Consider the following 22,139-nt stretch of genomic DNA (forward strand, 5'->3'; position numbering starts at 1 on the left):
AGCAGGCATGTCAGAGTATAAATACACACCCACCACCCCCAATGTAAATCGCTCAAGGTTAAGTATTTGGATTGCCTTAATTGGGATAATTGTCTTAATCATATGGGCATCATACGCCAAAATAGACCAAGTAACTCGTGCCAAAGCTACCGTTATCGCAAGCGCTCGTACACAAGAAATTCAAGCCTCAGAGGGTGGGGTGCTAACTCGGCTTGCTGTGGCAGAAGGGCAAGAAGTCAAAAAAGGTCAGTTGCTTGTCGTGTTAGAAGAGGAGCGAGCCAAGGCCGCGGTCGATAACTCCGCGTCTAAAATAGCAGCATTACAAGCAAAGCTGGCGCGACTAAATGCTGAGATATTCGAAAAACCTTTAGTTTTCCCAAAGGCATTACAAAGCTACCCTGAATACGTACAAAACCAAAAAGCGCTTTATGATCGACGCCGCCGGGCGATCAATGAAGACGTCTCTTCTCTTGAAAAAATGCTGGTGTTGGCGCGGCAGGAGCTGAGCATGAATGAGCCTTTATTAGAGTATGGGGATGTCAGTCAGGCAGATGTGATCAAGCTGAGCCGTCAAGTGGCTGATATCGAAGCGCAAATCAACAATAAGCGCAATAAATACTTTGAGGAAGCGCAAGCTGAAATGACCAAAGCCCAAGAAGAGCTTGATACGGAGCTTGAGCAGCTACGAGATCGCTCACAAGTACTAGAAGAAAAACGTCTGATGGCACCGACAGAAGGCAAGGTCAAAAACATCAATGTGACCACTATCGGCGGTGTGGTGAAGCCAGGCGAGATCATTATGCAGATTTTGCCGACCAGTAGTGATCTAATCATTGATGCAAAAGTGAGCCCTGCCGATATTGCGTATGTCAAAGAAGGCCAATACGCGACCGTAAAGCTCGATGCTTATGATTATTCTATTTTTGGCGCAATGAAAGGGACGGTGAATTATATTAGTCCAGATACGCTTATTGAAAAAACGCCTAAGGGCGAAGAGCCTTATTATCGAGTATTAATTGTCATCAATGGTGCCGAGTTTGCAGGCAGGGGCGATGAGATTGTCATCAAACCTGGTATGACAGCGTCAGTTGATATCAAGGCTATGGAACGCACTGTCTTGTCTTACTTGACCAAGCCTATCACCAAAACCTTGTCAGAGGGCTTAGGCGAGCGATGATAAGACACATTAACTGATGCCAGTGTTACCTCTCTTTTATCCTGACGTATTTATAGTCTGTTCTAAATAAAACAGATACAGAGCTATCAAGCCGCTCACTGAAAAGTAATATCGACTTTATAAGGACTTAACCATATATAATAAAAACCCCGGCGATATGCTGGGGTTTTTATTTGTCGTCTTTAAATGCTTATTACTTTTTTGTTTATAGAAGAGGGTGGCTGAAAAGTATTCTTTATAAATGCTAGTTGCTAATTTTTTTGTTTTTCTATTTCATTAATTTTCTGTTGATTTAGATTTTTTATTTCATTGATTGCTTGACTTAACTGATTGTTTATCTCCTCTACTTCTGACTTTATTGATAGATGCTCATCATCTATTACTATATTATTTTTTGTATTAGGGATATCCATCTCTAATAGTCCGGCATGATTTTTTATATCTTTTAATTCTGCAAGGTCTTCTTTTTTTATAGGCATCAGATTCTCGTTGCTTTGGCTATCTGGAGCATCTTTTTCTTGTGTGTTTTGACTGACTGAGACAGAGGCCGCGCTATCTTTATGAATGATCTTTTGAGAGCCCTCCAAGATTGCCGTGTTATCAGTTTTTGGTTCATCAGGCGCTTCCGAGTTTTTTGTAGAGGTTTTCGTATGACCGTTTTGAACATCACTGTCTTTTTTCGCGATGGTCTGTGTGCTACTAAGCGTAGATATATAAGTCTTTGATTTAAAAGGAGGTATGTCCGGGTCTGTAATATTAATCCTAGAAGGAAAAACTGTATTAGAGCTACTGTCAGCCACTTTTGCTGAGTCATGTGTATGTACAGTCAGATAAAACACAATGAATACGGCTATATGCACCAGTATCGCTAGACACAGGGCTTTTAGATGCTTCTTATCAAAACTTTTCATTCTATAGCTCTTACCTTTTTGTGCCAAAGTTTTTGCTAGTATTATCTAAATCCCTAAGTAATTGCGGCTACTACCAGTATCATTATAAAGGTATCGTATAAAAAATATAAATGATAGTCATTAAAAGAAGTATGGTGTACTTTATATATGCTTTTAAACGAATATAAATAAATTTTATATATAATCATAGTCTCTATAAAAATAAAAAAGCAATGATAAGAGTAGGGTTTTTTAGATAGAATAATAATGATTATTCAAGGTTTGCATTATTTTTTTGTAACGCTATACTGAGGTTATAGTCATGATATTTACAAAAAACATAAATACCTATGATAAATGGTAATAAAAGAGTCGGTCAAAAATCATTTAAGATAGAAATCATACATGCTAATAAGGAGTAGGAGATATGGATATTAGAATAGCGACGTTATCAACGGTGTTGTTTTCAATGACTGGCTTATTAGGATGTCAAACTCTCGCAAATAATCCATCAGAGCTAAACCGTACACAGATATATCAAGCCAGTTGGGTTACCAGTGGAGACGCGTTTGGCCCGCCTGACGATAGTGTGTTGGCAACTAATGAAAGCCGAGTGGTGTTCTTTCGTGATGAAGAGGACGGCAGCTCAGACGTTGTTAGGATAGGGCTAGGTGCTGATAATGTTTTCCAATCTAGCCTACAAAACAAGCACTATTCAGAAAGTGTGCTGTGCTCTGGTGTACAAACTATCAACATCAACATAGGAGTCGCTGATAAGCAAAAAGTAACCACCTACTCTCAAAAATATACCTTCCTCCCACAAACCACCATCTACTTACAGATTGGTACTTCCAAATCAGGCCATGCTTTTATCAGACAGGTTTCTCTTGAGGATGTTTTAAATTCACCTGAGAAGTTTACGCGCCAAGCTCACCAAATCAATCGTGTCTCCTCTAAGTGTAATAGGCTAGACAATGTCGATCTACAACAGTCGGAAACGCTGAGTACAGCGGACAATAGCGATATTGATGCACCTTTGTACTTTCGCCTACTGTTCGATTTCGATAGTGTCGACGTCAAAAACGAGAACGTAATAAAGCTTAGTAAAGTGGCCGATACGGCTCGATTGTTTCCTAAAAGAGCCGTGATATTAGAAGGCCATACAGATGATAGAGGCCCAAAACAATACAATTTAACGCTTTCTCAAAAGCGTGCCGATGCTGTCAAAAATATTTTGATAAATCAATATGGTCTAGATGCTGAGCGTATAGCCAGTGTGGGCTATGGCGAGTCAAGACCGGTGGATAAAAGTGGTACAGAAAAAGGACGTCAAAATAATCGCCGAGTAGACGCTATCGTGATCCGAGAAGAATCTGCTAAATAATTGGCAACGATATAATACTGCGAAGACATTACTCAAAAGTTCATAGACAAAAATCAGGGATGATATCATGAAAAATATAACCGTTAAAGTACAGAGCCAAATTGAGACAGTTACTGAGCACAAAGTAATGACACAAAATAGCGAACCGATCGTCATTGCTGCTACTAATAATATTAACTATGAGCTTATAGACGACTCCACAGGACATGCGCCAGACCATATCATTACTAAGCGAGTAGACAAAGATCTGCATGTTTCTTTTGAAAATAACAGTCTCGAACCAGGTCTTATTATTGAAGGGTTTTATGAGGATATTAATAGTGCGCTCATAGGCTTGGCCGAAGATGGCAGTTATTACTACTATATTCCGGATTCTGGTGAGGTAGCAGACTATGTTACTGAGTTGGAAATAGGTGATGTACAAGGACAGGCCTTGGGTGGGACACCGCAAGCAGCACCTTGGTGGGTGGGAGCCACAGAAGTTGAAGGCTTTGATGCGTTACCTTGGTTAGCAGGTCTGGCAGGAGTAGGTATCTTAGGTGCTGCTTTAGGAAGCAGTGGTGGAAGTAGCAATAATAATCAACCACCAATTGATAATGTCGCTCCAGATGCGCCGACAGACGTCATCGTCAGTCCAGATGGTAGCAGCGTCACTGGTAAAGGAGAAGTGGGTAGCAGTGTTGAAATCACAGATTCAAATGGCGATGTGATCGGCGAAGGGGTGGTCGATGAAAACGGTAACTTTGATGTTGACCTAGTGCCACCACAAGTCGATGGTGAAGAGATAGACGTTACCTTGACAGACGAGGCAGGAAATACTTCTGATCCAACCAACGCCCTCGCACCAGACACCACCGCTCCAGATGCGCCGACAGACGTTATCGTCAGTGAAGATGGCAGCAGCGTCACTGGTAAAGGAGAAGTGGGTAGCAGTGTTGAGATCACAGATTCAAATGGCGATGTGATCGGCGAAGGGGTGGTCGATGAAAATGGTAACTTTGATGTTGACTTAGTGCCACCGCAAGTCGATGGTGAAGAGATAGACGTTACCTTGACAGACGAGGCAGGAAATACTTCTGATCCAACCAGTTCCATTGCCCCCGACTTAACCGCTCCAGATGCGCCGACAGACGTCATCGTCAGTGAAGATGGCAGCAGCGTCACTGGTAAAGGAGAAGTGGGTAGCAGTGTTGAGATCACAGATTCAAATGGCGATGTGATCGGCGAAGGGGTGGTCGATGAAAATGGTAACTTTGATGTTGACTTAGTGCCACCGCAAGTCGATGGTGAAGAGATAGACGTTACCTTGACAGACGAGGCAGGAAATACTTCTGATCCAACCAGTTCCATTGCCCCCGACTTAACCGCTCCAGATGCGCCGACAGACGTCATCGTCAGTGAAGATGGCAGCAGCGTCACTGGTAAAGGAGAAGTGGGTAGCAGTGTTGAGATCACAGATTCAAATGGCGATGTGATCGGCGAAGGGATGGTCGATGAAAATGGTAACTTTGATGTTGACCTAGTGCCACCGCAAGTCGATAGTGAAGAGATAGAAGTAACCTTGACAGACGAGGCAGGAAACACTTCTGATCCAACCAGTGCCATTGCCCCAGACTTAACTGCCCCCAACGCCCCAACTAGCATTGTCGTTGGCAACGATGATGGCTTCCTTAATGAAGAAGAAGTGGATGCTGACAATAACGTTGATGCGGTGATAGGCTTACCTGATGATGCTAAAGTAGGCGACACCGTCATCGTCAATGATCAAGAACAGACCTTAACGCCTGACGACATCACTGCAAATGAAGTCACTGTCAAAGTACCTGCACCCGCTGAGGGCGAGTCACTTGATATCACCGCCACCATTAAAGATGCGGCGGGCAATGAGTCACAACCCTTAAACAAGAATGTGGGTGTGGTGGATATCGAAGCTCCAGGTGAACAAGACGGCGCCACCCAAGTTGCTCCAGTCATAGCCATACCAGAAGCTGATAACGGTGTTAATGCGGACGAGATTGCCGATGGTATCCAAACTCAAATCACATTGCCGACAGGCACCCTAGCGGGAGACAGCATCACCCTAACCGTGACCCCAACGGGTGGTAGTACTCTAGTAGAAATCACCCACACTGTCACGGGACCTGAAGTAGGCAGCGGCGTATCAGAAGTTACGATACCTAATGACATAAATGGCATCAGCGCTGACGGTGATTATAGTATCGTCGCTACCGTCACAGACCAAGCAGGGAACAGTAGTGCGCCGAGTGCCTCGCTTGATTTCAGCGTGGACACTGAAGCCCCAAGCGCACCGAGTATCGACAGCGTCAATGAAAATGGCGTTGCCGGTAGTGTGACTGCCGGTGAAGGGGCACAGACGGTTGAGATCACCTTAACGCCTCGTGATGAAGCGGATCTACCAGAAGGCGCAACCGACAATGGCGATGGAACATTCACTATTACTGTTCCTGTTGCAGCCGATGGCAGCTTTAGCACTGACATCACCCCGCAAGATGGCACTGATGTGCGCGCTGAAGCGGTCGATGCCGCGGGCAACCACTCAATGCCTACTACTGAGACCAGAGTTGATACCACGGCTCCTGATAGCAGCAGCACCCAGATTGCTATCGACGAAGTAACCGCTGATAACGTCATCAACAGTGACGAAGCCGCCGGTAACGTTACGATCACCGGTACGGTAACAGGCGACTTCACTGAAGACGACAGCGTCACTGTGACCGTCAATAATGTAACAAGCGCAGGCACAGTGAACGCTGATGGTACATTCAGTGTTGCGGTGGCCGGTAGCGACCTTGCCGCTGATACCAACGTAAGCGTGAGCATCGAAGCAACAGATGCTGCCGGTAACGTTGGCACTGTGAATCAAAACAAAACTTATAACGTAGACACTGAAGCCCCTGATGCGCCGACAGACGTCATCGTCAGTCCAGATGGCAGCAGTGTCACTGGTAAAGGAGAAGCGGGTAGCAGCGTTGAGATCACAGATCCAAATGGCGATGTGATCGGCGAAGGGATGGTCGATGAAAATGGCAACTTTGATGTTGATATAGTGCCACCACAAGTCGATGGTGAAGAGATAGACGTTACCTTGACAGACGAGGCAGGAAATACTTCTGATCCAACCAACGCCCTTGCACCAGACTTAACCGCCCCTGATGCCCCAACCAGCATTACCGTTGGCAACGATGATAGCTTCCTCAACGAAGAAGAGATTGATGCAGATGGCAACATAGACGCTATCATTGGCCTACCAGACAACGCCGTTGCAGGTGACACCGTCATCGTCAATGGACAAGAACAGATCTTAACGCCCGATGACATCACCAACAAAGAAGTCACCGTCAAAGTACCTGCACCCGCTGAGGGCGAGTCACTTGATATCACCGCCACCATTAAAGATGCGGCGGGCAATGAGTCACAACCCTTAAACAAGAATGTGGGTGTGGTGGATACCATAGCCCCTAACGCCCCAACAAATGACTTCACCATTACTGATAATGTCGCCAATGACGGTAGTGGCGATGTCTTAGATCCACCAGAAATCATTCCAGCAGGTGGTGTCACCAACGACAACACCCCAAGTATTACGATTCCTGCTGGTACATTAGGCGCTGACGAAACGGCGCAGTTGATCATCGATGGTGAAGTGGTCGAAGCAACCATCGTAGACAACGCTGATGGCAGCCTCACGTTGACACCGAACAACGCCTTAACAGATGGCGCACATGATCTGAGTTATAACCTAAAGGATGCAGCAGGAAACGTAAGTAGCAGTGGCCCTGTGGTCAATATTACTGTCGACACCACCGCTCCAGGTGAGCAAGACGGTGCCACCCAAGTTGCCCCAGTCATAGCCATACCAGAAGCTGAGGACGGTGTTAATGCTGATGAGATTGCTGACGGTATCCAAACCGAAGTTACGTTGCCGACAGGCACCCTAGAAGGGGATACCATTACTTTAACCGTGACCCCAGCGGATGGTACACCAATACAGATTACTCATGTTGTCACGGGACCTGAAGTAGCCAACGGCGTATCAGAAATTACGATACCTAATGACATAAATGGCATTATTGAAGATGGTGACTATAGTATCGTCGCTACCGTAACAGACCTAGCAGGGAACAGCAGTGCGCCGAGTGATTTCTTTGACTTTACGGTAGATACAGTGGCTGAGCTTACTGTCGACATCCCCATCGCAGGTGATAACGTTATCAATGCTGATGAAGCTGCTGAGGGCTTTAACGTAACAGGTACAGGTACTGCGGGTGATACCATCACATTGACCAACCAAGCAGACGATCTGATTGGTACGGCGGTTGTAGGTGCTAATGGTAAATGGTCTATTAGTGTTACTCAACAAAACGTTGCTGATATGAACCAAGGGTTAGAAGCCTTAAAAATCACCGCTACAGACCCAGCGGGTAACGTGAACTCTGAGACGGCTAATATTACCATTGTCCCAGCGACAGCACTGACTATTACCACTCCAATCGCAGGTGATAACCTTGTCAATGCTGACGAAGCAGTTACTGGTTTTGATGTCACAGGTACAGGTGCGGCAGGCGACACCATCACATTAACCAACCAAACAGGTGATCTTATTGGTACTATTGTTGTGGGCTCTGATAATAGATGGAGTATCGCTGTTGAATCAGCGCAAGTGGCTGCTATGGGAGAGGGCTTAGAGACTCTAATAGCGACCTCTGGCTCTGATACGGCTAGCGCCACGATCACCATTGATACCGCTGTTCCCGATGATACGACGACCGATATTGTCGTTGACGACGTGACCGCTGACAACGTCATTAATGCTATCGAGGCTGAAGGCAATATCGCGGTTACGGGCAGCGTGACGGGTGACTATAGTGAGGGCGATGCCTTGACGATAACGGTCAATGGTATTGAATATGCAGGCGCTGTAGATTTTGCTGGCAGCTTTAGTGTTGAGGTGCCCGGTACTGAGCTTGTGGCAGATGCTGATAACACTATTGAGGTCAGTATTAGCGCAACGGATCAAGCAGGCAATACAGGCATTGTCACTACCACCAAAGACTATGCCGTCAATACAGATGAGATCATCGCTGCTGCTGATAATTTTGTCGATTTGCAGCTCAATGCTACGCCATTAGAAATAGTAAACGACACACCATCAGATTTGAATAAAACCGGCTTTACAGTGGTCGGTGCAAGCTTAGGTCCTGTATTGGGCGCAGGTGTGGTCGCTGATGTTGTTGATAACTCAGTGGTACTCGAGGTGGGTGAAGATCAAGTCCGTGAAGTGACTGTCAAGGGCAATGCAGGCGGTGTACAGGTCGCAGGCACCATGAATCTGAATTTATACAAACTCAATGAGTCTACCGGTGAGTGGGAGCTACAGGCAGTCAAAGAAAACTGGGTAGTGTCTTATCTGCTAGGCGGCGTGTCTGAACCGGCTGACTTTAGCTTGGATGAAGGCCAGTGGCTGTTTGTCATGTCTGGTAATGAAGGTATCTCAGCATTGACGGGTTATACGCTACAGTTTGAAAAAGATGTTGTTTTAGACTACTCCGAAGCGACAGCGGTTAGCGGCTCAGTGACAGGAGACCTCTTAGCGGATGATGATGCGAGCTTTAGTTACGATGAGCTACCAAGTGGTACCACGGTGACTTCCATCACTTCATCTACTGGCACACAAACGCTTGAGTCAGGCGAGACAACGATTCAAGGACAATATGGCACCTTGACCATAGCGTCTGATGGTAGCTATGAGTATAGTGTCAATGAAGACTTCCGCGGGCCTTATGGCAGTGAGGAGCGCTTTACTTATACCATTGCATCGCCTGATGGTAATACCGACTCTGCAGATCTCACCATTGAGTTAAACATCCTCCCTGCCGATAAACAAGTAAAGATAGATGAAGTTCTTGTGGTCGATGCAGAGCCGACGGTCATCTTAGATACCCCAGACTCTGAGATTAAAGACGCTGTTGGCTTTGGGGTTTTGGATTTGAGTTTTGGCTCATCGTCCGTCCTAGATCTTGAGCTACTAGGAGGTAAGCCGCCACTTGAGTTTAGCGTGGGTGACAATCAGGTGCGTGAGCTTACCTTGCATGGTAGCGCAGGCGGCGTAGAGATTGCAAAAACCTATAGCATGGCAGTTTATAAGCTCAACGAAGATACTGGACAGTATGAGCAAGTTCACTTTGAAAAAAACTGGTTTAATGCGCCATTACTTGGTGGTAGGTCAGACCCGTTGACTTTGCAGTTTGGTGAAGGTGACTATAAGGCTGTGTTATTGACCGCAGGCGGCGTGGGAGTGCTCAGCGGCAATGGTCTGTATGTGGATCATGACACCATCTATGATTATGACCAGCCCTCGAAGTTTACAGGTGAGATCACAGGAGATGCCACTCCTGATGTGGGTACTGTGTTACTCAAAGTAGGCGAAGAGGCGGTCACCTCAAACGCTCCTATGACTTATCAGGGTAAGTACGGTCAGCTCACAATCGATGCAAATGGCGAGTACACCTATAGCGTAAACAACAACGCTAGTGATCCTAACTGGCAGCCGCCCTATGGCGAGGTCGACTCATTTAGACTAGTGACTAAGGACGCAAATGGTAATGCGGCTGTCGAAACCTTAAACATCAAAATTAGCACGCATACGGCGGTTGATGATTTTAATGAAGTGGCAGTACAAACGCAAAATACCGTCACCAACATCAACTTTAATGAGCCAGATAAAGTAGGTAATTATGGCAAGTCTTACACTAAAGAGTTTGAGATCGCTGAACATGATGCCGCCGCTCCGGTTATCATAGAAGCGACTGCCAGATCTACTAATATCGCTTTTGGTGATAATGTCACCATTACCTATACTTTGCTAAATACCACAACTGGTCAGAGCTTTGTGGGCTCAGTGGAAGGGACAAAGGCAGGAGCATCCTTGAGCGACTCATTACCTGATTTGCCTGCAGGCAACTATGAGCTGACCATTACGACAAACAAAGGTAACTTGCAGAGTATCGGTTTTGACACCACAGTCATTCATTCAGCGGATTATACCGCTAGTGATGTGATGGCTATCAGTGGCTCTTTGATTGCTGGTAACGATAATGACCAAGGCATAGATAACATTACCGAGCTAAAAGTTGACAGTAAGTCAGTCTTCATTAGCGACCCTAATCAAGGTGCACAATCGATTGATATTGAAGGCTTGTATGGCACTTTGAGCGTCTCTAAAGATGGTAGTTATAGCTATTTGCCAAATGGTGAAAGCTTTGGGATTGAGCGCTTTACTTATGAGACTAATTCTGTGACAGGTGTCAAAGAGACTGCAACCTTAGAGATCAATGTTGGCAAAAACATTACGGCCTCTATTTATGATGATGTTGCCATCAGCTCCGCCGCTAATGATAGCTTCACCATGGGCGAAGGCGCTGATACGTTAGTCTTTGGTAATCTAGGGACAGAAAACGGCGGCAATGGTAATAACGGCCTGGATACTTGGAATGACTTTAGCGCTGCTCAAGGCGATACGATCGATGTGACAGGACTGCTCGATGGCAACCAAACGGCAGCAAATATCGGCGACTACCTGACCTATGAAAACGGTGTACTCATGGTCGACCGTAACGGCAACGCTGAGTTTGAGGGGCTGTTAGAAGTAACAGCGACTGACTTAAATGAGTTGTTGGGTAGTATAGAGTGGGAAGTAGGGGCTGCTGGTATCGCTGAATTTAGTCTCGATGCGCTTGATGGCTTATCTAGCACGCGATCTACCGACGCTGGTGAGGGCTCTAAAACCATGATGATGGATTCAGAGACTTCTATCGGTTTGTCAGATATCTTCGAAAACGAAACCATAGAGGTGCAAAGTATGAGCGTCAATACTGAGGGCTCAGCAGTAGGTAGTTTGCAAGGTAGCCAGCAATCTGCGACAGATAATCAAGAGGCATTATATGACGCTTGTCAGGTAAACAATTATCCAGTCTTACAAAACGATATCGGTGCAGATATCCAAAATATTATTTAATCGTTAGTTATCAAATCGTATGATGTATCAAAAGCGCTTCCAAGAGGGAAGCGTTTTTTATTACTTATGGTCATTAGTCATTAAATGCTGCCCATTAAACGCCAATCATTTACAGCTTCTTATTGCCTGCTGCTAAGCGTCTGTCTAAAGCCTTGAAGGTTTTAGTAAACAGCGCTTACGTCTGCGCAGGCACCGTGTTATCTGTTGTATGGCCGAAATGGGTGATCGGAAAGAGCTTGTCATAAGCCCAATTATAAGAAAACGTATAAAACAAATAAAAGCCCACCAACGACGCATCCATGACAAAAGCATGCCATAAGCTGATATTTAGATACCATGCCACCATGGGCAGATACAGTACCAGTAATCCACCTTCAAACAACACAACGTGCAACACTCGTATCCATGGTGTCTTAAAGGTACTGCGCGTAAATTTGAGCATCCCTTTATCAAAAACAATATTAAAGCCATAGTTCCAAAGCGTGGCGATGATAGAGCCTGCAATGGCAATAACACTGATGTCCTTAAGCTCAAACCCAAAGAAAAAGCTCATGATTGGAATCGAGAGGATTAAGGCGATAACCTCAAAACCCACGGCGTGACGAATACGATCTCGATGAGTTCGCATGATACATCCTTTATAAAATAATTTAGTTGCCTATATTGTATCTGCTAAACTAATACATCAAAGTTATGACATATAGGAAAAACCGATAGATGAATTTTTCTTTAGAGCAATTACAAGCCTTTGTGGCGACCGTAGAGACGGGGTCGTTTTCGGCAGCAGGGCGCAGGCTGGGGAAAGCGCAATCATCGGTAAGTGCGGCGGTGGCCAATTTAGAAATCGATTTAGGCAATGTGCTGTTTAGCCGAAACAGTCGCTATCCTGAGCTGACCGAAGCGGGCGCGCGGCTGTTGGCGGAAGCATATGTGATACTAGAGCGCTGTGAGCATTTTTTTGGGGTGGCCAAAAGTCTGAGCGAAGGGGTGGAGAGTAGACTGGTGCTGGCGGTTGATGATTTGTATCCCACAGAATGGCTGGCCGACCTACTTGAAACGTTTGATAGCCTGTTTCCTAGCGTAGAGTTAGAGCTGCTGCTGCCCATTATGGAGGATGTCAGTCGTTTGGTTATGGACAAACGGGCGGATTTGGGTATCATGTGGAGCCAAGAAGATTTGCCCTCAGCCATTCGCTTTCATACCTTGGGCTGGATTCCCCTAAAAATGGTTTGTGCGCCTGAGCATGTGCTTGCAAGCAAAGTCGTCAGCTGGCAGGATTTAAAAAGACACCGGCAATTAATCGTCGCCACGCGTAACGATAGCAAAGAAAAATCACGTCTACGTGTCGCCGCCGATGTGTGGTGGGTTGAGAGCCAGTGGATCATCATTGAGCTGGTTCAGCGCAATCTAGGGTGGGCACTGGTGCCTGAGCATATCGTGGTCGATGCTCTAAAAGAAGGCTCACTGGTATCGCCAACACTGGATTTTGATAAGCACAGTTGGCCTGTGGCTGTTGAGCTGGTTTGGCATAAAGAAAAGCCTTTGGGTAAGGCGGGGACTTGGTTACAGCAGGCCATCATCGCCTTAGATCGACAAATCTAATCTGTACTGCTAATCAATAGCATACGCTCAAACAGTCTGTCGCCTAGCGCGCCTCATCGATACGTTTGACATTATCCGCGCAGGCTTGGTAAATCGCATCTAGCGTCTCTGTGGTCAGATAAGTCTCAGCAAGCGGAAATAATACGCGCTCCTCAAAACGAATGTGATCATACAGTAGGGTACCGAGTGCTTTGACGTGCGCTGCTGTGATGGTCTGATTTTGAGAGGTAAAAATTAGCTTATGTAACAACAGATGCTGTTTGTTAAGTATCTCTAATGCGGTGGCAACATCAGGGTTGGCATTCTGATAAGGTTTTAGCGCAGTAGCAATTAGATGGTCTTCGATCTGAAAATGAGTGCTCATGTCTTGGATATATGAGGTCAAGTTTTGCCAGTGTTTATCGATGTGATGGCGCTCACCGCTGCAGTGTTTGGCATGATGAGACAGATTTAATCCAAGATGATGTTGACGTGATAGGGGCTGCAATTGGTGGGCGCGTTTCATGACCGAGTACCTCCATGAGTGAATAAAGTGACAGCGCATACAAGACAATGACGCACTGGGCATAAATATGATGCGTTTTATCAGCGGATCGTTAAATATTCTGTTTTTTAATAACTGTATTCTACTTATGACACAATGAGGCGGCAAAACGCAAAGGGTTTGATGCTAAAATCGCCAGTCAGTCATTACGCAGTAAGCAGCAATGCCTTAATAGACACTCAGTAGTAGGTACTTAGTACGTGACCCTGTCTATCATCGCACAACTCTGTGTTTGATGCCGCGTACACTACTTTTAACACCATAGGACACTGTCATGATCGTTTGGCAAAAACCGAATGCATTTAGAATACTTTTTACTTTGCGCGGCTCCGTTATTCCTCATATCTTTCCTCAGGTTTTATTGATTAGCTTACTGAGTGCCATCATCTCGGCCATCCAGCACTGGGTTCCCAGCTCCTTTTCTTCTTATGGCGCTGCGCCTTTTACTTTACTTGGCATCGCTCTGTCTTTGTTTTTGGGTTTTCGTAACAATGCCAGTTATCAGCGTTGGTGGGAGGGTCGGCATTTATGGGGGCAGTTGGTATATGATGCGCGCAGTTTTACCCGTCAGGTGCTCTCATTTATCGAGGACGATAGCGAAGCGGGACGACACATGCAGCAGGAGCTGGTGCGTCTGACTATCGCGTTTACTCATGCGCTCAGGCATCGGCTGCGAAGTACCGCGCCGTGGGAGGATGTTGAGCGTTTTGTGGCGCCTGAGTATCACGCAAGCATGCGCCAAGCGGGCAATTTGCCTGAGTATCTATTGCGCCTGCTAGGCAAAAAGCTGGGGCAGGTTCGACGCCAGCAGCTCTCCTCTGATCTGATGATACAAAACATGGACGAGCGCGTCACCTCGATGACGATTGTGTTGGCGGCTTGCGAGCGGATTCATAATACGCCACTACCCTTTGCCTATACGCTATTGGTGCATCGTACCACTTATCTGTACTGCTTTATGCTGCCGTTTGGTTTGGCGACGTCCTTGGGCTGGGTGACACCGTTGGTGTGCGGCGTCATTGCTTATACGTTTTTTGGATTGGATGCGCTCAACGAAGAAATCACCGATCCGTTCGGCGTCGCGGCCAATCACTTGCCACTGAGCGCCATTTCACGCACCATCGAAATAAACCTGCTAGAAGCTTTGGGAGAGACAGATTTGCCGCCTGAATTGATGTCTCAGGGTGGTTATTTGCAATAATAACACTTGCACGGTTGAGGTCATCAAGAGCTGAGCGCTGTATGCATAGCGCTCAGTTTTTTGTTTTTGGTGACAGAGATTTTTATATCGAATTAACGATAACAGGCAGATTTTTAGTTAATGATAATTGTTTTCGTTATCATTCGCGTGTAAAATCGGCCACAGTGAGCGCGCAAGTGATGCGATAAATATGTGCGTCTATCGCAAAATGACAGGTAGCGCTGAGACATTGATGAGTAAAGAAGAGCCGTTATGTTACGTGTAGAGCAGATGACCATTCGCCGACAAGACAATACTTTGTTAAATGACGTCAGCTTTGAGGTAGGGACGCGGCAACTGATTGCCTTGATTGGGCACAATGGCTCAGGAAAGTCGACCTTGATTAAAGCCTTGGCAGGCGAGATGGATTGTACGCAAGGCGGTGCGACTTTGGATGAGCGAAGTATTCATGAGTACGGGGATAAAGCACTGGCGCGTAAGATGGCCTATTTGCCACAGCAGCTCCCAGAAGCGGCAGGCTTTAGCGTGCGAGAGCTGGTGATGCTCGGCCGTTATCCTCATCAAAAATGGCTACAAAAACCCAGTCAAGCGGACCATGACAAGGTAAGTGAGGCCATGCGAGTGACACAGGTTGAGCAATTCGCTGATCGCCTTACCAACACATTGTCAGGGGGTGAGCGTGCGCGGGTATGGCTGGCAATGTGTCTGGCGCAAGACACCGATTATCTGCTGTTAGACGAGCCGCTGGCTGCGCTTGATATGCACTATCAGATTGAGGTGATTGAGCTGATACGCCGTTTGGTCGATGAGCGGGGGTTGAGTGTGGTTATTATCATTCACGACATCAATCTGGCCGCGCAGTATGCCGATCGTATCATCGCCCTAAAAGGCGGACGCATCTGTCACAACGGCGATGTGCTCAGCACCATGCAACCCAGCGTTTTACACGATATTTTTAATGTCTCCATGCAGCTGATGACGCATCCTGTGACAGGGCGGCCGGTGGCTGTCGCTTAAGCTGTATTTTCTCTTGTCGCTGCGATTTGCTCGGCGCTTCTGTCGGCGGTATGACGATTGTTTTAATACTCTGCTAATACCGTATCTTTTTTTCTAAAGACAATCTGCTATGTTTGCTCATTTTATATTTGCCCTTTTACGTGCTGCGCCATCATTACAAGTTAAGCGTGCTTTTTTGTCAGCTTTATCAATCGTCTCGTTTGACTCTCAGTCACGCTCACAGACAGTAATATCACTGACAATAATAACGTTGGTCATGACCATGAGCGGTTGTGATCACGCGCAACCTGTATCCAAGCCGTCATCTGCCGAGTCCAAACCATCTGCTAATAGCCTTAAAGCTGATGCCTCACAGCGGGTAGTCAGTCCGGATTGGGGCAATGCTGCAACCCTGACGGCAATGGGCTATCCTCCTGTAGCGACGGGCGATGTACGTCTATGGGGCAGATGGGTCGACACGCCTAGTCTGCCACCAGATATTGTCGATTTAGGTGGCCGCTATCAGCCGAATGCCGAGCTGGTCGCACAGTTGCCAATAGATATGGTGATTGATAATCCATTTTATGTGCATGCGCGCCGTTTGTATGGCGATGTACCTACCGAGTCGGTGATGTTTTCGGCCAGTGGCAAGGTGGCGACGTGGGCGGATTATACTGAGCCGACGCGTACATTGGGCAGATTGATTGGGCAGCCTGCCGCCGCTGAGGCTTATATCAAACAAAGCAAGCAAGACATAGAGCAGGCTGGCGCTCAGCTGCAAGCCCGCTATCCTCACGTAAATAAGTTTGCCGTTGTACAGTTTTCTGATGCCAATAACGTGCGCATGTATGTCAATAACAGTCTGTTTAAGCCTGCATTTGCCGCAATGGGCAAAGAGCTTGTGGTCTTAGGTGAGGGCAATAATTACGGTTTTGTATCTAAGCGGGTCGGTGATTTGGCAGCGCTCGATGATGATGTGTGTTTGCTGATTGTGGATCCATTAAGCCCCATTACCCGCGCTGAGATGAAGGACAGTCTGATTTGGCAGCGCTTGGGCTATGGTCAGACGCGCTGTATAGGAGAGCTGACGCCTATTTGGATCTATGGCGGGATGTCATCGTTGGTCAGTTTGGCCAATCAAATATCAACCGTACAATTACAAGGCGGGGCAGCATCATGAATACGAGCAGCAAGCGCGCCAGCAGCACTTACACAGAGGTAAGTGACACAACACCTAGCAAACCGCAGCAGATACCGCCCAACCCCGTTAGCACTCATGCGCACTTTGGGCGATTATGGGTGCTGTTTGCAGTTCTATGTGCTTTGGTCATGGCTAGCAGTTGGGCGCTGATTGCGCGTGATTGGCACAGGCCATTGATGGACTTGTTTTTGCCCAGTATGCAGCTGGACATGGGCAGCATGGTGGTACAGTTGACTTTGTTGGCCAGCTCATTGGTCGCGTTATTGGCTGGCGGGCTGTTGGGGGCAGTCAGTATCTTATTACAGCAATTGGTCAAAAACCCGCTGGCGTCAGATACCACCCTCGGCGTCGGTGCCGGTGCGCAGCTGGCGATATTGCTGGTGAGTCTGTTTATACCGAGCCTGGCAATCTACGGCGGCATGTATGTGGCGTTTGTAGGGGCGCTGATTAGCATGGGTTTGGTGTTTGCGCTGGCGGCCGCCAGTCGTTTTAATGCGCTGATTTTGGTATTGGCAGGCTTGGTGGTCAATATCTTGTTGGCCGCATTTGCCAATGTCTTATTGTTGTTTTTTGCTGAGCGTAGTAATGGCACATTGTCATGGGCAGCAGGATTTTTGACGCAAAACAGCTGGCATACTACAGCGCTATTGTCCTGGGCGGCAGTGGGGTTTGTGATGGCTTGCTTACCTCTGCTAAAGCCGCTTGGCATGATGAGCTTGGATGACTGGCAAGCCAAGCGCTTGGGCGTGCCTGTACAAGGTATTCGCGCGCTGGTGGTGCTACTGGTGGCGCTGGTCACAGCGCTGGTGGTCAGCGAAGTGGGTCTGGTGGGTTTTGTAGGCTTGGGCGCAGCAAGCATCGTCAATGCTTTGGGCATTACTGCTATTGGTAAACGATTGCTCGCAGCTTTTGGCTTTGGGGCACTGTTGTTATTACTGACCAATCATGCCGCGCTCCTGCTTGAACCTATCATAGCGATGCCGATTCCTGCAGGGGCGATGACGGGCGTGCTGGGTGCACCATTGATTATTTGGCTCATTTTGCGCCAGCGTCATGAGCGGCTCGAGACGGTGTCTGCGCCCATGGTCAATCGCACACAAACCCCTGTGCATCTATGGCGCTGGGTGCTTGGCGTGGTAGGTTTGCTGCTTATCATCTCGCTGGTGGTACAAGATATCAAGGGCTGGACGCTGCTCAGTACGGATTGGGCCATCACTCAGCAATACCGTCTGCCACGCAGTCTCAGTGCGGCTGCGACCGGACTGATGCTGGCGGTGGCGGGGGTGTTGCTGCAAACACTCACGCGTAATCCGATGGCCAGCCCTGAGGTACTCGGTGTCAGCTCAGGCGCCGCACTTGGCGTCATTGGTGGGTTCTTTTGCTTACCGCTGCTGGGGTTGTCAGCAGGTGCAGGTACTCTGCTAGCGGCTGGCCTGATGGGTGCTCTTATAGTACTGTTGCTGGTGATTTGGCTAGCGCGGAAAGTCAGCTCAGGTTATCTGCTCTTGGTGGGGGTCGGTATCGCCGCGATGATGGATGGGGTCATGCACATGGTCAAGCTCTCAGGCGACCCGCGGCTTGAGGCGATGCTCAGCTGGCTGTCAGGGACGACCTATAGTGCCCAGCCCAATACCGTTTGGTATCTGATGGGGGTAGCGCTGGTTTTGTTTGTGCTGAGTTTATTGATTATCAAACCGCTTAGGGTTTTGGGGTTGGGGGCTAGCATGGCACGCAATCTAGGTGTGGCAGTCAATCCTGTGACGCTCGCGCTTTTGATATTGGTGGCGGCCCTTAGTACGGCAAGTACGCTGGCGGTCGGGCCACTTAGTTTTGTGGGGTTGATGGTGCCCCATGTCGCGACTTCTCTAGGGGCGGTAAAACTGGAGCATCAATTGCCCTTAGCCGCTATTTTGGGCGCTGGTGTGATGGTGCTAGCTGATTGGTTTGGGCGTTATGTGATATTTCCTTATGAGCTGCCAGCAGGTACGATCGCTGCGCTGATTGGCGGGACGTATTTCTTGTGGCTGATTGGCAAAGTGCCGATGACTGCGCGTTAAGAATACAATTAACCTATTTCAAAATAGGTACAGCTCTACTGGCATTCATGAATTTCTGAGGAAAATTGAATTGAAGACACGCCCTAACACTTTTAAATGTCTTTACTGAGCATTTGTTCCATACGTATACTGAGTTATATTTGCCAAAAACTTTACTAAAGTTGTCCAAATTAACTTAAACCTATATAAAGTATGGAAGCAACCATGACGCCTGATTATTATCACTACTGGGGTAAGGCCCAGCCTAATGAGTACCTTTCAGATTCTTCCTACCATTTATTGGTTTATCACAGTCTAGATGTAGCGGCAGTGGCGCATTATCTACTACATGATGACGCGCCTATCATGAATGATTTATCAGGTTACTTAGAGATTCCAAAGCCTGAATTAAGACAGCTACTATGCTTTTTAATTGGTTTGCACGACTTGGGTAAGTTTGCCTCATCTTTTCAGGGTTTATATCAGCCTGACGATGATACTTTTTTGACCAAAGTGGATCGCAGTATTTATGCCTATGACAAAAGACATGACGCGCTAGGCTGGTGTTTTTATCAAAACGCTTTTCTTAATGGGTATCTATGCGATATCGACATGGACACAAGGACAAAGCGGCAGGTAAAGACAGGGTTGTCTATTTTATTTAACTGTGTACTTGGTCATCACGGTAAACCAATACAGCTAGAAGACAAACCTGTCGATGCAAAAGATCCCTTAGCCGTTGGAGTGAAATACCAACACGAGATTGATCCCAAAGATTTACAAGTGGCCAATCAGTGGATTAACGATCTTAAATCATTGTTTGCGATAGAACTACCTGTTGAGCTACTTGCTGATAAAGACTGGCATACACGCGTAAAGCATATCAGCTGGCAGCTATCAGGCGTAACCATGCTGGCTGATTGGTTAGGCTCAGATACCGCTTATTTTAGCTATCAACATCAAGTCATGCCCTTAGCAGACTACTGGCAGATGGCACTGGATATTGCCAAGCGCTGCGTCGATGACAAAGGGCTAGCGACTACGCTCTCTCCCATACCTTTTAGTAGCGTACAAAATAGTTTTGGGTTTAGTCCGTCCCCTCTGCAAGCGTGGGCGGAGTCGGTGACTATTCATAACTATCCGCAGTTGTTTGTACTAGAAGATGTGACAGGGTCAGGCAAGACAGAAGCGGCTTTGACGCTAGCACATAGACTCATGGGTATGGGCGAGGTGGATGGTTTTTATTTTGGTCTGCCGACTACTGCAACTTCTAACGCCATGTTTGAACGTATCGAAAAGTTTATGCCAACGTTATACGGCAAGTCTGACAAACAGCCTTCACTGGTACTGGCGCATGGTAGCAAAAACATGAATGCAACGTTTCGAGAGCTTATTAATAATGCCAATAGCAACTACTCTTCAATAGATCATTCTAAAGATACAAGCCGCGAGGCAACAGGAGATGAGATAAGCAGTCAATGCCATGCTTGGTTTGCTAGTAGCAATAAGCGGGCGCTATTAGCCAATATTGGTGTCGGTACGATTGACCAAGCATTGCTGGCTGCCCTGCCTAAAAAGCACCAGCCACTGCGCTTACTTGGCTTGCATCACAAGGTGCTTATATTTGATGAGGTACATAGCGCTGATAGTTATATGTTTGAGCTGCTCAAATCCTTGTTACAAGTCCATCTGCACCAAGGGGGTCACGCTATCTTATTAACCGCTACCCTAAGCTTAGATAAGAGAGAAGCGCTCGCTCAGTTATGGCTGGGTCAAGAAGCGCCCAGCTACGTCAAAACAGTCGCTGCAAATGTCACTCAGTCCACGCATTTTCCTTTAGCGACGCATATCACCATGACCCCAGATACCGACATGGATACGGTAGTTGAGACGTCAATAACCAGTCCTAAGCGGGTCTCGCGCAAGCTGAAAGTTGATTTTTTACACCAGTCGTCGGATGTTATTGATTATCTGGTAAAAGCTTCACAAAACCATCAATGCGCGGTATGGGTAAGAAATACGGTGACCGATGCTATCGTTGCCTATGATGAGTTATTGAATGCAGGTGTAGCGGCAGAAAACTTACTCTTATTTCATAGCCGGTTTGCGCTGGCTGACCGCAGTCGTATTGAATCGACAGTGCTGGATTGGTTCGGTAAGCACAGTACACCTGCTAAGCGGGCGGGCAAGATTTTAATAGCGACGCAGGTGTTTCAAGAGTCGCTGGACGCAGATGCTGACATTATGGTCAGTGATTTGTGTCCTATTGATTATCTTATTCAGCGGGCAGGTAGGTTGCATCGTCATAGGCGCGATATATCAGGGCAGAGAATAACAGATAGTCATACCACGGTAGAGTCAAGACCGCCTCCTGTACTGACGGTACTGGCACCGAAGTTTAGCGAAGAGCCTAGCGAGAACTGGTATAGCGAGCTGTTTCCCAAAAGCCAATACGTCTATCGTCATCTAGGTCAGCTGTGGCTGACGATGCGTATATTGCAGCAGCAAGGTTATCTAGATTTGCCTAAAGATGCGCGTCTATTGATTGAGTCGGTATATGCTGCTGAAGCGCAGCAACAAATACCCGACGCACTACTAGCCGATAGTAAAGCCGATATGAGTCAGCAAAAGCGTAAACAACACAGTGCTAAAGACGCTTTGATTGATTGGGAAAAAGGCTATTGCGAAAAGAGTCAAGCCAGATGGTTTGGTAGCGAGTCTGCAATTAATAGTGAAGCCAATACGCGCTTTCAAGAAATGCCTACTTGTGAAGTAGTGATACTGCGAACCGATCAAAGTGATGATCACAATCAGATAGGCTTTTATGCAGATGTCTCAGAGTTTCAATTAGAGCTTAGCACAGTCAAGATTGGTGAGAGTATGGCTGATAAGCTGACAGAAGTGCCCAGCCAATTTGCAAAACAAGTCGCTACATTAAAAGAGCGCTATCGAGGTCTTGAGTATAAAAGGTTATGGCTCGCTGATGCTGATGATAAGTTTACTTATGATAAGGAAAAGGGGTTGGTTGAGATAAATTCTATGATATAAGCTCAAACGACACTAGATGTCGCAA

12 protein-coding genes are annotated in these 22,139 nt (G+C 46.9%); 9 read left to right on the forward strand and 3 right to left on the reverse strand.

All coding sequences use genetic code 11. The features are described from left to right. Nucleotides 1–7: 7 nt before the first annotated feature. Entirely contained in the window at nt 8–1,177 is a 1,170-nt protein-coding gene (locus BTV99_RS04670; protein ID WP_075101205.1) for an HlyD family efflux transporter periplasmic adaptor subunit, read from the forward strand. Between the two features lie 251 nt (nt 1,178–1,428). Here BTV99_RS04670 and BTV99_RS04675 read toward each other — a convergent pair whose 3' ends face one another. Then, nucleotides 1,429–2,088, reverse strand: a complete 660-nt coding sequence (locus tag BTV99_RS04675) for a hypothetical protein (RefSeq protein ID WP_075101206.1) — start codon at nt 2,086–2,088, stop codon at nt 1,429–1,431. A 406-nt stretch (nt 2,089–2,494) separates the two neighbouring features. Between BTV99_RS04675 and BTV99_RS04680 the strand changes: the two genes are divergently transcribed. Beyond that, the gene (locus BTV99_RS04680) at nt 2,495–3,451 is read left to right on the forward strand and encodes an OmpA family protein (RefSeq protein WP_075101207.1); all 957 of its coding nucleotides are present in this window, start codon (nt 2,495–2,497) and stop codon (nt 3,449–3,451) included. A 67-nt stretch (nt 3,452–3,518) separates the two neighbouring features. Continuing rightward, nucleotides 3,519–11,486, forward strand: a complete 7,968-nt coding sequence (locus tag BTV99_RS04685) for a BapA/Bap/LapF family large adhesin (protein WP_075101208.1) — start codon at nt 3,519–3,521, stop codon at nt 11,484–11,486. Between the two features lie 175 nt (nt 11,487–11,661). Here the strand turns inward: BTV99_RS04685 and BTV99_RS04690 are convergent, their stop codons facing one another. Then, entirely contained in the window at nt 11,662–12,114 is a 453-nt protein-coding gene (locus tag BTV99_RS04690) for a PACE efflux transporter (RefSeq protein WP_075101209.1), read from the reverse strand. 89 nt (nt 12,115–12,203) lie between these two features. On the opposite strand from BTV99_RS04690, the gene BTV99_RS04695 reads away from it, so the two are divergent. Next, nucleotides 12,204–13,088 (forward strand): LysR family transcriptional regulator, encoded by an 885-nt coding sequence (locus BTV99_RS04695; protein WP_075101210.1) that lies wholly within the window; start codon nt 12,204–12,206, stop codon nt 13,086–13,088. Nucleotides 13,089–13,131: 43 nt separating this feature from the next. Here BTV99_RS04695 and BTV99_RS04700 read toward each other — a convergent pair whose 3' ends face one another. After that, complete coding sequence (locus BTV99_RS04700; protein WP_075101211.1) at nt 13,132–13,593, reverse strand: hemerythrin domain-containing protein; 462 nt, start codon at nt 13,591–13,593, stop codon at nt 13,132–13,134. Nucleotides 13,594–13,906: 313 nt separating this feature from the next. On the opposite strand from BTV99_RS04700, the gene BTV99_RS04705 reads away from it, so the two are divergent. The 5 genes from BTV99_RS04705 (at nt 13,907) to cas3 (ending at nt 22,114) form a co-directional block, all read left to right on the forward strand. Beyond that, nucleotides 13,907–14,833 carry a bestrophin family protein gene (locus tag BTV99_RS04705; RefSeq protein WP_075101212.1) on the forward strand — a complete coding sequence of 309 codons (927 nt, stop codon included), beginning with the start codon at nt 13,907–13,909 and terminating at the stop codon, nt 14,831–14,833. Nucleotides 14,834–15,085: 252 nt separating this feature from the next. Beyond that, on the forward strand, nt 15,086–15,850 hold the full coding sequence (locus BTV99_RS04710) for an ABC transporter ATP-binding protein (RefSeq protein WP_075101213.1): 765 nt from the start codon (nt 15,086–15,088) through the stop codon (nt 15,848–15,850). A gap of 262 nt (nt 15,851–16,112) precedes the next feature. Beyond that, the gene (locus BTV99_RS04715; RefSeq protein WP_243456358.1) at nt 16,113–17,009 is read left to right on the forward strand and encodes an ABC transporter substrate-binding protein; all 897 of its coding nucleotides are present in this window, start codon (nt 16,113–16,115) and stop codon (nt 17,007–17,009) included. Continuing rightward, nucleotides 17,006–19,087, forward strand: a complete 2,082-nt coding sequence (gene fhuB, locus BTV99_RS04720; RefSeq protein ID WP_083608529.1) for a Fe(3+)-hydroxamate ABC transporter permease FhuB — start codon at nt 17,006–17,008, stop codon at nt 19,085–19,087. Before BTV99_RS04715 ends, fhuB begins: the two co-directional genes overlap by 4 nt. Nucleotides 19,088–19,291: 204 nt before the next feature. Then, on the forward strand, nt 19,292–22,114 hold the full coding sequence (cas3, locus tag BTV99_RS04725; RefSeq protein WP_178377930.1) for a CRISPR-associated helicase Cas3': 2,823 nt from the start codon (nt 19,292–19,294) through the stop codon (nt 22,112–22,114). The last annotated feature ends 25 nt before the right edge of the window (nt 22,115–22,139 follow it).

The organism is Psychrobacter sp. Rd 27.2 (assembly GCF_001921755.1).
Taxonomy (GTDB): domain Bacteria; phylum Pseudomonadota; class Gammaproteobacteria; order Pseudomonadales; family Moraxellaceae; genus Psychrobacter; species Psychrobacter celer.